Genomic DNA, 13,533 nt, shown 5'->3' on the forward strand with positions numbered 1-13,533 from the left:
TTCTTGAGGGGCGATGGGCACGGTGCCGGCCAGGGTTGCTAGCGGCCGATGAATTCGGGACGGGTCTTCTCGCGAAAGGCGCGCAGTCCCGTGCGGTAGTCCTGCGTGTCCGCGAACGCATAGCTCGCCAGGCGTTCTTCCCGCGTCACGGGACTCGGGTCTTCCATCAGCCGGCGCAGCTGCCGCTTGAGCGCGCGAACCGCCAGCGGCGCACTCTGCGCGATGGCGTCTGCGGTCGCCTGGACGCGCCGCTCGACATCCGCATCGTCGACCACGTCGGTCAGCAGGCCCTTGGCCCACGCGGTCTGCGCATCGAGCATGCGGCCCTCGAACAGCAGCTCGGCCGTGAGCGCGGGACCGGCGAGCCGGTAGAGCCACTCCATCTCGCCGAGCGCGAGCGGAAAGCCCAGCAGCCGGATCGGGATCCCGAGGCGGGCGCCGCGGCCCGCGATGCGCAGGTCGCAGACCGAGGCGATCTCCAGGCCGCCGCCCGCGCAGGCGCCCTCGATCAACGCGATCACCGGCACGGGCAGGTCATGGATGGCGCGCAGGGCACCGGACACGCACTGCTCGTGAAACTCCGTCACCTGCTCGCGCGTGGCGCGCACCTGCTCGAACTCCGAGATGTCGGCGCCGGCCGCGAAGTTGCCCGCCGCACCGCGCAGCACCACGCAGCGCAGCGTCTCGCTTTGCCGCAGGTCGGCGAACACCGCCTGCAGCGCCTCCCACATCGCCACCGTCAGCGCATTGCGCCGGCCGGGGTTCTCGATGGTGACCGTGGCGATGAAGCCCGATTGCGACAGCCCGATGCGGCCAGGGGCGCGAAGGCCTTGTTCTTCATTCATGTGGCACGGATCCTAGGATCCGCTCGCGGCGCCGAAAACTACAACGTATTGATACCACCATAGGTTTTTCTGATGGCATCGTCGCTGGGCGCGCGCTCGGGCCGGCTACGGGCGGCGGCGCGCCATGAACGCCACCACCTCGCCCATGATTCCCTTGCGGAAGGCCAGCACGCACACCACGAAGATCAGGCCCGTGACCATGGTCACCGACTCGCCCAGCGTGTTGAACCACTCGATGCTGGTGAGGCGCGCGAGCAGGCTGCCGAACTCGCCGAGCTTGTTCTCCAGCAGCACGACCACGGCCGATCCCACCAGCGGGCCCGACAGGGTGCCGAGTCCGCCCACCAGCGTCATCAGCACGACCTGGCCCGACGCGGTCCAGTGCACGTCGGACAAGGTGGCGAAGCCCAGCACCAGCGTCTTGAGCGAACCCGCGAGGCCCGAGAGCGCCGCCGAGATCACGAAGGCCAGCAGCTTGAAACGGCTGACGTCGTAGCCCAGCGAGAGCGCGCGCGGCTCGTTCTCCTTGATGCCCTTGAGCACCTGACCGAACGGCGAATGCACGGTGCGCACGATCAGCAGGAAGGCCAGCACGCACACGGCGAGCGCGACGTAGTACATCGAGAGGTCGTCGCTGAGGTCGACGAGCCCGAACAGCTTGCCGCGCGGCACGCCCTGCAGACCGTCCTCGCCGCCGGTAAACCTCGCCTGCAGCGCGACGAAGAACATCATCTGCGCGAGCGCCAGCGTGATCATCGCGAAGTAGATGCCTTGGCGGCGGATCGCCAGCGAACCGAAGACCCAGCCTAGCAAGGCCCCGGTGAGCGTGCCCGCGACCAGACCGAGCTCGGGCGTCAGGCCCCAGGCCTTCATGGCCTGGCCCGCGACATAGGCCGAGCAGCCGAGGAACGCCGCGTGCCCGAAGGACAGCAGGCCGGCGAAGCCCAGCAACAGGTTGAAGGCGGCCGCGAACAGCGCGAAGCACAACAGCTTCATCACGAACACCGGATAGGCGCCGAGGAAAGGCGCGAGCAGCAGCCCGGCGAGCAGCAGCGGATAGAGGACGAGGGAGAGTTTCTTCATGACCGCGGATTCACTTTTCTTTGCCGAACAGGCCGGCCGGTCGCACCAGCAGCACGATGACCATGATCACGAACACGACCGAGGATGAGGCCTCCGGATAGAACACCTTGGTGAGCCCTTCGATCACGCCCAGGCCCAGGCCGGTGAGGATGGCCCCCATGATCGAGCCCATGCCGCCGATCACGACGACGGCGAACACCACGATGATGAGGTTCTGCCCCATCAGCGGCGAGACCTGCATCACCGGCGCGGCCAGCACGCCGGCGAAGGCGGCCAGGCCGCAGCCGAAGGCATAGGTCAGCGTGATCATCAGCGGCACGTTGACGCCGAAGGCCTCCACCAGCCGCGGGTTCTCGGTGCCCGCGCGCAGGTAGGCGCCCAGCCGCGTCTTCTCGATCGCATACCAGGTGGCGAAGCACACGGCGAGCGAGGCCACGACCACCCAGGCGCGGTAGTTGGGCAGCACCATGAAGCCCAGGTCGCTGGCGCTGGCCAGTGCCGCGGGCGTGTCGTAGCTCAGGCCCGAGACGCCGTAGACCGAGCGGAATGCGCCTTCGATCAGCAGCGTGAGGCCCAGGGTGAGCAACAGACCGTAGAGGTGGTCGAGCTTGTAGATCCAGCGCAGGAACAGGCGCTCGATCAGCACGCCGAGCAGGCCGACGACCAGCGGCGCCACGGCGAGCATCGCCCAGTAGCCGATGCCGAGGTAGCTCATCGCCATCCAGCTGAACACCGCGCCCACCATGAACAGCGCGCCATGCGCGAAGTTGATGACGTTGAGCAGCCCGAAGATCACCGCGAGCCCGAGGCTCAGGATCGCATAGAACGACCCGTTGACCAGCCCCAGCAGCAGTTGGCTCAGCAAGGCCTGCACGGGAAAACCAAAGACAGTCGTCATCGCCTCAGACTCCCAGCAATTCGTTGAGCACCGGCATCCTGGCTTCGAGTTCCGCGGCGCCGAACTTTTCGACGATGCGGCCGTGCTCCATCACGTAGAAGCGATCGGCCAGCGGCGCCGCGAAGCGGAAGTTCTGCTCCACCATCACGATGGTGTAGCCCTTGGAACGCAAGGTCGTGATCATTCGCGCCAGCGCCTGCACGATCACCGGCGCCAGGCCTTCGGAAATCTCGTCGAGCAGCAGCAGCTTGGCGCCCGTGCGCAGGATGCGCGCCACCGCCAGCATCTGCTGCTCGCCACCCGACAGCCGCGTGCCCTGGCTGTGGCGCCGCTCCGCCAGGTTCGGGAACATCGCGTAGATCTCGTCGACCGACATGCCCTGCCCCGCGCCCTTGAGCTCGGGCGGCAGCATCAGGTTCTCCTCGCACGACAGGCTCGCGAAGATGCCGCGTTCCTCGGGGCAGTAGCCGATGCCCAGGTGCGCGATGCGGTGCGTGGGCATCGCGATCGTCTCGCGGCCATTGACCTCGATGCTGCCCTTGCGCGCGCCGGTCAGGCCCATGATCGCGCGCAGCGTCGTCGTGCGGCCCGCGCCATTGCGGCCCAGCAGCGTCACGACCTCGCCGGGCTGCACGACCATGTCGACGCCATGCAGCACATGCGATTCGCCATACCAGGCCTGCAGGCCCTTGATCTCGAGTGCGGCGGTCATCAGTGCGCTCCCTGCAATTGGCCGTCGGTCGTGCCCATGTAGGCCTCCATGACCTGCGGGTTCTTCGAGACCTCGGCGTAGGGCCCCTCGGCCAGCACCGCGCCCCGCTGCAGCACGGTGATGGTGTCGGCAATGGTCGACACCACGCTCATGTTGTGCTCCACCATCAGGATGGTGCGGCCCGCCGACACGCGCTTGATCAGCTCGGCCACGCGATGCACGTCCTCATGGCCCATGCCCTGCGTGGGTTCGTCCAGCAGCATCAGCTCGGGCTCCATCGCGAGCGTGGTCGCGATCTCGAGCGCGCGCTTGCGGCCATAGGGCAGGTTCACGGTCTGCTCTTCGGCGAGTTCTTCCAGGCCCACCTCGGCGAGCAGCTCGCGCGCCCGGGCATTCAACGGCTCGAGCGACTTCTCGCTCTTCCAGAAGTGGTACGAGGTGCCCAGGCGGCGCTGCAGCCCCAGGCGCACGTTCTCCAGCAACGTGAGGTGCGGGAACACGGCCGATATCTGGAACGAGCGGATGATGCCGCGCCGCGCGATCTGCGCGGGGCGCTCGCCCGTGATGTCCTGGCCGTTGAACAGGATCGTGCCGCTGGTGGGTTCGAGGAACTTCGTGAGCAGGTTGAAGCAGGTCGTCTTGCCTGCGCCGTTGGGTCCGATGAGCGCGTGGATCGAACCGCGCACGACCGAGAGGTTGACCTTGCTGACCGCGGTGAAACCCTTGAATTCCTTGGTGAGCTGGCGTGTTTCGAGAATGATGTCCGTGCGATACGACATGGAAAAGAGAGTGGGGCAAGGAAAAAAAGCCGTGCGGCCGCGCGCCGCGCGAAACGCGGCGGCGGCACGGCTTCGGAGCGGATCAGCTCTTGGGCATCAGGTGGCAGGCGCCGGGCTTCGTCGGCGCATAGGCCTGCTCGCCCGGGATTTTCGAGACCACCTTGTAGTAGTCCCACGGCTGCTTCGATTCGCTGCGCTTCTTGACCTGCATCAGGTACATGTCGTGCACCATCGCGCCATCCGCGCGGATGTAGCCCTGCGCGAACATGTCGTCGATCTTGAGCGACTTGAGCGCGGCCATCACCTTGTCGGCGTCGGTGCTCTGCGCCGCTTCCACCGCCTTGAGGTAGCTCAGCGTGGCCGAGTAGTCGCCGGCCTGGAAGGTGGTCGGCATCTTCTTGTGCTTCTCGTAGAAGCGGGTCGCGAAGGCGCGCGACTTGTCGTTGAGGTCCCAGTACCAGCCATCGGTCAGGTACATGCCGCTGGTGGTGTCGAGGCCGAGGCTGTGCACGTCGGTGATGAACACCATGAGGCCGGCGAGTCGCATCTTGCTGCTGATGCCGAACTCCTTGGCCGTCTTGATCGAGGTGATGAGGTCGCTGCCGCCGTTGGCCAGGCCGACCACCTGCGCGCCCGATGCCTGCGCCTGTGTCAGGTAGGACGAGAAGTCGCTCGCGTTCAGCGGATGGCGCACGCTGCCCTTGACGGTGCCGCCGCTGGCCTGCACCACGTCGATGCTGGCCTTCTCGAGCGAATAGCCGAAGGCATAGTCCGCGGTCACGAAGTACCAGCTCTTGCCGCCCTGCTCCACCATGGCCGTCGCCGTGCCGCGCGCCTGGGCCGAGGTGCTGTAGGTGTAGCGCACGAGGTAGGGCTGGCAGGCCTCTTCCGTCAGGCTGTCGGCGCCCGCGCCGGCGGAGATGAAGACCTTCTTCTTTTCCTTCGAGATGTTGCTGATCGCCAGCGACGCCGAGGAGTTGGACCCCGCGATGACCAGCTCGACCTTGTCCTGGTCCCACCACTGGCGCGCCTTGTTGGCCGCGATGTCGGCCTTGTTCTGGTGATCGGCGGACAGCACCTCGATCGGCCGGCCCAGCACCTTGCCGCCGAAATCCGCGATGGCCATGCGGACCGCGTCGAGACCGCCGGCGCCGTCGAAGTCGGAGTACGGCCCCGACATGTCGGTGACGAAGCCGATCTTGAAGCGATCGGGCGCGGCTTGCGCGCTGGCGTTCTGGATCCAGGGCAGTCCCGCGAGGACGGCCAGGGCGATGGCATGCATTCTCATTGTTTGTCTCCTTGGCAGCCGATGCTTCGGCTGCGCTTTATGTGGATCGGGAGGCTAGGGATCGAGCCTCTTGCCGGACTCGTTCCGTTCGAAAGCGCTGGCCGTCTTCAGGCGGCCTTCCAGCCCGCGGGCACCCGTGCGCGCTCGATCCGCGCGAGGTCGCAGACCGCATCGGCGATGCCCGAGAAATCGATCTTTCCGTACTCGCTCGCGCGCGCCAGGCTGAAGGACTCGAAGACCGCGGCGGCCACCGGCATCGGCACCCTGGCCGCGTGGGCCGCGCCCATCACCAGCGCCATGTCCTTGTGGGCGAGGTCGATCGTGAAGCCCGGCGTGGTGTCGCCCACCAGCACCTTGTTCGGGAAGTTCAGGCGCAACTGCCCGTTGGTCGCCGAGGTGCCGTAGAGCACCTGCAGGGTGCGGGTGATGTCGAGCCCGAAACGCTGCGACAGCGCGAGCGCCTCGGCGTTGACCTGGCACAGCGTGACCGCGACGTAGTTGTTGACCAGCTTGGTCCGGCCGCCCGTGCCGACGTCGCCGCAGTGGTAGACGGTCGAGCCCATGACATCGAGCAGCGGCCGCACGCGGGCGAAGTCCTCGTCGGTCGCGCCGACCATGAACAGTGATTCGCCGCGGTCCGCGTGTTCGGCCAGGCGGCCGACGGGCGCGTCGACCACGGACTGCCCAGCCGCGCGCGCGGCCACGGCCAGCCGGTCGGTGGCCAGCGGATCGATGGTGCTCATGTCGAGCAAGATGTTGCCCTTGTGTGCGTTGGCGAAGATGCCCTCGGCGCCCAGGGCCACCTGCTCCACTTCGGTCGAGCTGGGCAGCATCGTCGCGACGATCGAACACTCGCGCGCGATCTGCGCGATGCTCTGCGCGCTCGCCGCGCCGGCATCGACCAGCTCGTTGACCGCCGCGGCGTTCAGGTCGTGGACCACCAGCGGGTAGCCCTGTTTTCGCAGGTTCAGGGCCATGGACTTGCCCATGCGCCCGAGCCCGATGAAGCCGATTTTTTCCATTCGATGTCTCCGGTGGTTCCTGGTATCAATGCCCGATGTAGGCGGTCTTGGTCAGCGTGTAGAAATCGGCGGCGTAGCTCCCCTGTTCGCGCGGTCCGAAGCTCGAGCCCTTGGTGCCGCCGAAGGGCACGTGGTAGTCGAGGCCCGCGGTCGGCAGGTTGACCATGGCCAGTCCGCTCTTCACGTTCAGGCGGAAGTGGGTCGCGTGCTTGTGGGACTGGGTGCAGATCCCGGCCGAGAGGCCGTATTCGGTGTCGTTGGCCAGCGCGAGCGCTTCCTCGTAGTCGCGCGCGCGGATCACCGTGGCGAACGGCCCGAACACCTCCTCGCGGTTGATGCGCATGTCGTTGCGGGTGTCGACGAACAGCGCGGGCGCCATGAAGAACCCGGGTGTCGAACGCTCGAGCACGGTGCCGCCTTCGATGAGCCGGGCGCCCTCGTCCTTGCCGACCGCGATGTAGCGCTGGACCATGTCGAGCTGGCGCTGGTTGATCACCGGACCGATGTCGGTGCCCGCCGCCAGGGCGTGGCCCACCTGCACCTCGCGCATGCGTGCGCGCAGGGCCTCGACGAAGCGGTCGTGGATGCCGTCGGTGACGATCAGCCGGCTGGACGCGGTGCAGCGCTGGCCGGCCGAGAAGAAGGCGCCGTTCAGCGCGCACTCCACCGCCTGCGGCAGGTCGGCGTCATCGAGCACGACGAGCGGGTTCTTCCCGCCCATCTCGAGCTGCACGCGCACCATCTTCGCGACCGCGGCCTGGGCCAGCTTTCGGCCGGTGGCGACGCTGCCCGTGAAGCTCAGCGCGTCGACGCCGTCGACGATGGCCGCGCCCGCGACCGCACCATGGCCATTCACCAGGTTGGCGACGCCCGCGGGCAGGCCGTTGCGCTCGAGCACGCGGAAGAGCTCGCTCGCCACCGCGGGCGTCTCTTCGGAGGGCTTGAGCAGCAGCGTGTTGCCGAAGGCGAGCGCGGGCGCGATCTTCCATGCGGCGATGGCGATGGGGAAGTTCCACGGCGTGATCAGGCCGACCACGCCGATCGGCTCGCGGCTGGTCTGCACGCCGATGTTCGGCCGCACCGACGGGAGGTTCTCGCCGCCGTAGCGCACGGCCTCGCCGGCGAAGAAGCCGAAGATCTGGCTGGCCCGCGTGACTTCGCCGATGCCTTCGGCGCGCGTCTTGCCGGCTTCCCGCGAGACCAGCTCGCCGATCTGCTCGCGGCGCGCGAAGAGCTCGTGCGCCGTGCGTTGCAGCAGGTCGCTGCGGACCTGCGTGGTCGTTGCCGCCCAGGCCGGCTGGGCGGCGCGCGCGGCCGCCACGGCCTGGCGGACCTGTGCCGCGTCGGCGAGCGCGAACTGGCCCACCACGTCGTGGGTATCCGACGGATTGATGCTGGCGATCGATTCCTGGCCGGCGATCCATTCGCCGCCGATGAGGTTCTTCTGAATGTCCATGGTCCTGTCTCCTGGTCTGCCGGGTCACTCGCGGATGCGGGTGTCGGTGCGAAGTGGTCGGATCATAAATTTGCATTTCACATGCCGTCGAATTACCATTTCTGATCGATAAATCACTTTTTTTGCTGGCAGGAAACGCGATGGATACGCGGCAGATTCGGGCCTTTCTGGCGATCGCGGACACCGGCAGCGTGACGCGCGCCGCCGAGCTTCTTCATGTGGTGCAGCCCGCGATCTCGCGGCAGCTCAAGCTGCTGGAGGACGACCTCGGCGCGCTGCTCTTCGAGCGCAGCCGCGGCGGCATGGTGCTGACGGATGCGGGCCGCACGCTCGTGGAGTACTCACGGCGCGCGCTGCGCGAGCTCGACAACGCGAGGTCGGAGATCCAGCCCTCGGGCCCGTCGATCGCGGGCATCGTCCACGTGGGATTGCTGCCGAGCAGCTGCGAGCTGCTGGCCGCGCCGCTGGTGCTGGCGCTCAAGGAGCGCTACCCCGGCGTGCAGGTGTCGCTGTCGGTCGGCTACACGGACCATCTCGCGCGCTGGCTCGAGACGGGCGAGCTCGACATGGCGCTGCTGTACGACGCCCCGCAACGGCCGAGCGTGAGTCTCGAGCCCTTGCTCAAGGAGGTGCTGTGCCTCACCGCGCCGGCGGCGCACGGACTCTCGCTGAAGAAGCCCGTAAAGGTCCGCGCGCTGGGCCAGGCACCGCTGGTGCTGCCGAGCCGGCCGCACAACCTGCGCGGGCTCGTGGAGCATGCGTGCGCGGTCGCCGACGTGCCGTTTCGGATCGCGGCCGAGACGAATGCGCTGTCGGTCCAGCGCGACCTCGTCGTTCAGGGCGTGGGCTTCTCGGTGCTGCCGGCGGTCGCGATCCGCAGCGAACTCGAACGCGGCCTGCTGTCGGCCGCCCCGATCGCGGCGCCCGAATTCGCGCGCAGCATCTACCTGGCGCTGCCCACGACGCGCCGCACCTCCACCGCGGGCCAATGCGTGGTCGGCGAACTCAAGCGCTGCATGGAGGCCGCGGTCGAGAGCGGCGAGTGGACCGGGGCGAAATGGATCCGCTCATCGGGCGAGCACGGACGGACCTAGTCGCGCCCGCCGTGCGGGGCCTCATGCTCAGAAGCCCTTCGTCTCCCCCGACGCGGCGTGGAAGAAGATGTTCGGCTTGCGATAGACCGCGAACACCACGGCACCGGTCTTCGAGCTGTTGTCGTGGAACGAACCGGGCTTGCGCCAGATGTAGTCCCCCGCCTGCGCGAGGCCGTCATGGTCTTCCACCGAGCCCGACAGCACCAGGGTCTGCTCGAGCTCCGGGTGCTTGTGGAACGGGATGTAGGCGCCCGGGTCGAGCTTGAGCAGGCAGGTCATCTCGCCCTGCTCGGGGTTCTCGTACAGGACCTTGATCATGACCTTGTCGAAGCGCGTGGGCTTCCACTCGATGCGCTCGGGCTGGACGTAGATCGATCCCCCGATCGTGGGTTCCTGCTTGTGCGGCTTGCCGGCAATGGTGTTCATGGTGTCTCTCCTTCGAATGAATGAATGAATGGATGGGGCGGCGCTCAGTGCGCGTCGCGGAACTCGGGCGACCACTTCATCGTTCGCTGCTCGACATGGCGAATGGCGGAAACGAGCACGATGCCCAGCACGGACAGCACCGTGATGGTGGCGAACATGTCGGTGGCGTTGAGCGTCGACAGCGAGGTGATGATCAGGTAGCCCATGCCGCGGTCCGAGCCCACGAACTCCGAGATCACGACGCCGATCAGCGAGAACGCGACCGCGTTGGGCAAGGCGGCGAACATCCAGCCCGAGACGAAGGGAATGCGCACGCTCCACAGCAGGTTCGAGCGCGAGGCGCCCAGGGTGCGGCAGAAGTTGATCACGTGCGGCTCGATGCTCTGGCCGCCCTTGAAGGTGTTGAAGAACACCAGGAAGAAGACGATGAACCAGGCCGTCACCACCTTCGACGCCAGCCCGAGGCCGAAGATCATGGTGATCAGCGGCACGAAGGCGATGCGCGGCAGCGAGTTGGCGCCGGTGATGAACGGCGCCAGGATGCGGGCCAGCCTCGGGCTCTGCGACAGCCCCAGCCCGGCGATGAAGCCCGTGACCACCGAGACGACCAGGCCGATGGCCGTGGCCAGCACCGTCGATGCCAGGTGCGGCCAGATGAAGCCCGCCTTGCTCCCGAGCGTCCATTCGTAGATGCGCTGCGCGACCAGCGAGGGCCGGCTGATGAAGAAGGGGTCCATGAAGGTGTTGCTCACGAACCAGGGCACGCGGGTCAGCCCTTCCCACAGCGCGAGGAAGCCCGCGAAGATCGCGCACTGCCAGGCGAGCACGCCGAGGGCCTCCTGGCGCGCGGCCTTGCGCGCGGCAGCCGCGAAGTCCCGGCTGCGCAGGGCCGCCGCGTCGTCCTGCGCGCCTTGCAGCGCGCGAGCGGCATCGTGTTCAGGCGACATGTGCCACCCCCTGCCCCTTGGCGCGCCCCTGCGCGGCCTGGAACTCGCGCCCGAGCACGGCCCAGATCGCGCGCACGTGATGGCTGAAGTCGTCCGAGTCGCGGAGCCCGAACACGTCGCGCGGCCGCGGCAGGTCGACACGGTGGTCGAGCACCACCTGGCTGGGCGGCGCCGACAGCACGATCACGCGATCGGACAGGCTCACGGCCTCGTCGAGGTCGTGCGTCACCATCACGACCGTCTGGCCCAGCTTCTGCCAGATCTCGAGCAGTTCCCGGTGCAGCGTCATCTTGGTGTTGCTGTCGAGCGCGCCAAAGGGCTCGTCGAGCAGCAGCACCTCGGGCTCGCAGGCGAGCGTCATCAGCAGCGCGACGCGCTGGCGCATGCCGCCCGACAGCTGGTGCGGCAGCATGTCCTCGCAGCCCGAGAGGTTCGCGAGCTCCAGCAGCCTGCGCACCGTCGCGCGGATCTCGTGGTTCGGCACGCCGCGGAACTTCAGGCCCAGCCCGATGTTGCGGCCCACGGTGTGCCAGGGCAGCACGGTGTCCTTCTGGAAGATGTAGCCCAGCCGGTCGGGAATCGTTCCGTGCCGCACGGCACGCCCGCCGATCTCGATGCGGCCCGCGCTCGGCGCCATGAAGCTGCCCATCATGTTGAGCAGCGTGCTCTTGCCGCAGCCGCTCGGGCCCACGACCGCCACGAACTCGCCCTTGGCCACGCGGAACGAGACGTCGCCGATCGCCCAGGTCTCGCGCGTGGAACTCAGGTAGGCCTTGCTCACGTGCTGCAGCTCGATCATGCGAGGCCCCGCGCGCGCTTGACGAAGCTCATGTTCACCATCTTCTCGTAGGGCACCTGCTTCATCTCCTGCGGCGTGATCTGCCGCCCGCCCATCACGTCCATCAGGCGCGCGTAGTGTTGCGGCGTGATGAGGTTGTCGCCGCTCCAGATCTTCTTGAACACCGACACCGAGTCGATGGAAAGCTGCCGGCCGTAGCCCGGCAGGTACTCCTCCTCGATCAGCGACACGATGTCGCCCGGCGTCGTCTGGCGGATGAAGTCGGAGGCCTTGACGATGCCCGTGACCAGCGCCTGCACGGCCTCGGGGCGCTTGTCGATGCTGTCCTGCATCACGTAGAGGCCGACGCCCGGCACGTCGCCGCCGAAGTTGGCGTTCCAGCTGGCGTCGTCGGTCACTTCGAACAGCGGGACGCCCCAGCCCTCCTCCTTCGCCTTGTTGAGCATCGAGTAGGTGGCCGTGCAGCAGTCGACCGACCCGCTCTTCACCGCGCCGAGCATGGTCGAGAAATCGCCCAGCGCCCGGACCTGCAGCTTGTCCTTGATCCCCGCGCGATCCGCCAAGTACACGGCCATGAGCCAGGTCGCCGACTGGGGCTGGGTCACGCCGATCGAGCGGCCGGCCAGCGACCTGATGTCCTTGAGGCCGCCCTCGTAGAGCTTCTTCGTGGTGAGGATGTTGGCGAACGCGATCCGGTTGTCGAAGCCCGCGACCAGCACCGCCTGCTTGCCCGCGATGGTCAGCGAGACCGGATCGTTCACGCCGGAGGTCGCGGCGAACAATTGCCCCGCCGCGAGCATCTGCTTCGCGCGCGGCCCGCTTTGCGCGTTCAGCGGCCGCACGTCGAGGCCGGCCTGCGCGAAGTAGCCCTTCTTCGCGGCGACATAGGCCATCGCATAGAGCGGATCGATGCTCGCCACGCCGTAGTCCGCGGTGCCCAGCTTCGCCGACTGCGCGAGGGCCACCCCCGGCATGAGGAACGACGAGAACGCGGGCGCGATCGACGCGCCGGCGATGCCGCCGAGAAAACGGCGGCGGCTCCTCGACGAAGGGCTGCGGGCATGGCGGGAAGATGGCATCGGGGTGCTCCTGCTGGCGGGTGGACGGGAACCGTCTGGCGGCATGCCGCGCGACGTGCATTCAGTGTGCGAGGCGGTGCGTTCGCGGGCCAATACTTATGGCGACGGGCGTGATGCCGCGGCGGCATCAGGGCGCATCAGGGCGACATGGCGAACTGCGCGGGAAAGCTGCGCCGCGCGGCATCGACGAACCCGCCGACAAGCGGGTTCGTGTCCTGCGCCCGCCAGGCGATGGCGATCTCGGCGCGTTCCTCGAGGTCGTTCAGCGGCCGGTATTCGACGCCGTCGGTGTGCAGGTGCCGCGCGGCCTCCGGCACGATGGCGACACCCACGCCCGCGCCCACCATGCCCAGCATGGCCTGCGAATCGCCCACGTCGTGCATCGCGCGGGGCTCGAAACCGGCGTCCCGGCAGAAGCGCAAGGTGAGGCCGCCGAAGCTCTTGCCCGGGCCGGCGGGCAGCGAGACGAAGTCTTCGCACGCGAGGTCGCCGACCGCGAGCGACTCGCTGCGGCACAGCGGGTGCCCCTCGGGCAGCGCGACCACGAAGCGCTGCCGCTGGATGACATAGCTCGCGATGGCGGCATCGGGCTTCAGCAGCCGCAGGATCGCGACGTCGATGTCTTCGCGCAGCAGCGGCTCGAACTGCTGCAGCACCTGGAACTCGTTGAGCTTCACGTCGACGTTCGGGAACTCGCTGCGGAAGCCGCGCACGAGCATCGGCAGGAATTCGCTGGCCACCAGGCTGATGAATCCCACCCGCAGGTGCGCGCTGCAGCCGGCGGCCGCGCGTTGCGCGAGCCCCGGCAGTTGCTGCATCAGCCCGAGCACGGTGCGCGCCTGCTTGAGCACGGCGTCTCCCGCGGGCGTCAGCGCGACATGCCGCTTGTCGCGCTCGACGAGCAGCACGCCGAGCCGGTCCTCGAGCTGCTGGATCTGCCGGCTCAGCGCCGGCTGGGCCACGTGCAGCCGGTCGGCGGCCCGGCGAAAGCTCAGCTCGTCGGCGACCGCCACGAAATAGCGCAACTGTCGAACATCCATGTGAAGGCGCTCCGGGATATCGATCAAACAATGCAAGAAGCGCGCCGAACGCGGCCGCCCTCCTC

At 67.8% G+C, this 13,533-nt stretch carries 14 protein-coding genes; 1 reads left to right on the top strand and 13 read right to left on the bottom strand.

Annotation, left to right across the window (positions count from 1 at the left end; all coding sequences use genetic code 11):
• Positions 1-38 precede the first annotated feature (38 nt).
• The 8 genes from AC07RV_RS03725 to AC07RV_RS03760 all read right to left on the bottom strand — a co-directional run bounded on the left by AC07RV_RS03725 (position 39) and on the right by AC07RV_RS03760 (position 8,077).
• The gene (locus AC07RV_RS03725) at positions 39-845 is read right to left on the bottom strand and encodes an enoyl-CoA hydratase-related protein (RefSeq protein ID WP_296782508.1); all 807 of its coding nucleotides are present in this window, start codon (positions 843-845) and stop codon (positions 39-41) included.
• A 105-nt stretch (positions 846-950) separates the two neighbouring features.
• Entirely contained in the window at positions 951-1,928 is a 978-nt protein-coding gene (locus tag AC07RV_RS03730; RefSeq protein WP_296782511.1) for a branched-chain amino acid ABC transporter permease, read from the bottom strand.
• Positions 1,929-1,938: 10 nt separating this feature from the next.
• Positions 1,939-2,826, bottom strand: a complete 888-nt coding sequence (locus AC07RV_RS03735) for a branched-chain amino acid ABC transporter permease (RefSeq protein ID WP_057595750.1) — start codon at positions 2,824-2,826, stop codon at positions 1,939-1,941.
• A gap of 4 nt (positions 2,827-2,830) precedes the next feature.
• Positions 2,831-3,538 carry an ABC transporter ATP-binding protein gene (locus AC07RV_RS03740; RefSeq protein ID WP_093349313.1) on the bottom strand — a complete coding sequence of 236 codons (708 nt, stop codon included), beginning with the start codon at positions 3,536-3,538 and terminating at the stop codon, positions 2,831-2,833.
• On the bottom strand, positions 3,538-4,317 hold the full coding sequence (locus tag AC07RV_RS03745) for an ABC transporter ATP-binding protein (protein WP_444813548.1): 780 nt from the start codon (positions 4,315-4,317) through the stop codon (positions 3,538-3,540). Before AC07RV_RS03745 ends, AC07RV_RS03740 begins: the two co-directional genes overlap by 1 nt.
• A gap of 82 nt (positions 4,318-4,399) precedes the next feature.
• Positions 4,400-5,605: an ABC transporter substrate-binding protein gene (locus tag AC07RV_RS03750; protein ID WP_093352225.1), complete on the bottom strand. Its 1,206-nt coding sequence runs from the start codon at positions 5,603-5,605 to the stop codon at positions 4,400-4,402.
• Positions 5,606-5,712: 107 nt separating this feature from the next.
• Entirely contained in the window at positions 5,713-6,657 is a 945-nt protein-coding gene (locus AC07RV_RS03755) for an NAD(P)-dependent oxidoreductase (protein ID WP_366929025.1), read from the bottom strand.
• A complete protein-coding gene (locus AC07RV_RS03760) occupies positions 6,653-8,077 on the bottom strand; it encodes an aldehyde dehydrogenase family protein (RefSeq protein ID WP_296784925.1) in 1,425 nt (474 codons plus the stop codon). The genes AC07RV_RS03755 and AC07RV_RS03760 overlap by 5 nt, the downstream gene beginning before the upstream one ends.
• A 146-nt stretch (positions 8,078-8,223) precedes the next feature.
• On the opposite strand from AC07RV_RS03760, the gene AC07RV_RS03765 reads away from it, so the two are divergent.
• A complete protein-coding gene (locus AC07RV_RS03765; protein ID WP_296784659.1) occupies positions 8,224-9,177 on the top strand; it encodes a LysR family transcriptional regulator in 954 nt (317 codons plus the stop codon).
• Positions 9,178-9,204: 27 nt separating this feature from the next.
• Here the strand turns inward: AC07RV_RS03765 and AC07RV_RS03770 are convergent, their stop codons facing one another.
• The 5 genes from AC07RV_RS03770 to AC07RV_RS03790 form a co-directional block, all read right to left on the bottom strand.
• On the bottom strand, positions 9,205-9,603 hold the full coding sequence (locus tag AC07RV_RS03770) for a cupin domain-containing protein (RefSeq protein WP_208513098.1): 399 nt from the start codon (positions 9,601-9,603) through the stop codon (positions 9,205-9,207).
• A gap of 44 nt (positions 9,604-9,647) precedes the next feature.
• Positions 9,648-10,550 (bottom strand): ABC transporter permease, encoded by a 903-nt coding sequence (locus AC07RV_RS03775; protein WP_296784664.1) that lies wholly within the window; start codon positions 10,548-10,550, stop codon positions 9,648-9,650.
• Positions 10,540-11,349, bottom strand: a complete 810-nt coding sequence (locus AC07RV_RS03780) for an ABC transporter ATP-binding protein (protein ID WP_296784667.1) — start codon at positions 11,347-11,349, stop codon at positions 10,540-10,542. Before AC07RV_RS03780 ends, AC07RV_RS03775 begins: the two co-directional genes overlap by 11 nt.
• Positions 11,346-12,428, bottom strand: a complete 1,083-nt coding sequence (locus tag AC07RV_RS03785; protein WP_296784670.1) for an ABC transporter substrate-binding protein — start codon at positions 12,426-12,428, stop codon at positions 11,346-11,348. The genes AC07RV_RS03780 and AC07RV_RS03785 overlap by 4 nt, the downstream gene beginning before the upstream one ends.
• 137 nt (positions 12,429-12,565) lie before the next feature.
• A complete protein-coding gene (locus AC07RV_RS03790; protein WP_296784673.1) occupies positions 12,566-13,468 on the bottom strand; it encodes a LysR substrate-binding domain-containing protein in 903 nt (300 codons plus the stop codon).
• Positions 13,469-13,533: the final 65 nt, after the last annotated feature.

The sequence above is a fragment of the Variovorax sp. GW821-FHT09B01 genome (assembly GCF_059418345.1).

Bases quoted from the DNA above. Each gene is read 5' to 3' on its own strand.
- AC07RV_RS03725 (WP_296782508.1), bottom strand. From the start codon at position 845: ATGAATGAAGAACAAGGCCTTCGCGCCCCTGGCCGCATCGGGCTGTCG.
- AC07RV_RS03730 (WP_296782511.1), bottom strand. From the start codon at position 1,928: ATGAAGAAACTCTCCCTCGTCCTCTATCCGCTGCTGCTCGCCGGGCTG.
- AC07RV_RS03735 (WP_057595750.1), bottom strand. From the start codon at position 2,826: ATGACGACTGTCTTTGGTTTTCCCGTGCAGGCCTTGCTGAGCCAACTG.
- AC07RV_RS03740 (WP_093349313.1), bottom strand. From the start codon at position 3,538: ATGACCGCCGCACTCGAGATCAAGGGCCTGCAGGCCTGGTATGGCGAA.
- AC07RV_RS03745 (WP_444813548.1), bottom strand. From the start codon at position 4,317: ATGTCGTATCGCACGGACATCATTCTCGAAACACGCCAGCTCACCAAG.
- AC07RV_RS03750 (WP_093352225.1), bottom strand. From the start codon at position 5,605: ATGAGAATGCATGCCATCGCCCTGGCCGTCCTCGCGGGACTGCCCTGG.
- AC07RV_RS03765 (WP_296784659.1), top strand. From the start codon at position 8,224: ATGGATACGCGGCAGATTCGGGCCTTTCTGGCGATCGCGGACACCGGC.
- AC07RV_RS03770 (WP_208513098.1), bottom strand. From the start codon at position 9,603: ATGAACACCATTGCCGGCAAGCCGCACAAGCAGGAACCCACGATCGGG.
- AC07RV_RS03775 (WP_296784664.1), bottom strand. From the start codon at position 10,550: ATGTCGCCTGAACACGATGCCGCTCGCGCGCTGCAAGGCGCGCAGGAC.
- AC07RV_RS03780 (WP_296784667.1), bottom strand. From the start codon at position 11,349: ATGATCGAGCTGCAGCACGTGAGCAAGGCCTACCTGAGTTCCACGCGC.
- AC07RV_RS03785 (WP_296784670.1), bottom strand. From the start codon at position 12,428: ATGCCATCTTCCCGCCATGCCCGCAGCCCTTCGTCGAGGAGCCGCCGC.
- AC07RV_RS03790 (WP_296784673.1), bottom strand. From the start codon at position 13,468: ATGGATGTTCGACAGTTGCGCTATTTCGTGGCGGTCGCCGACGAGCTG.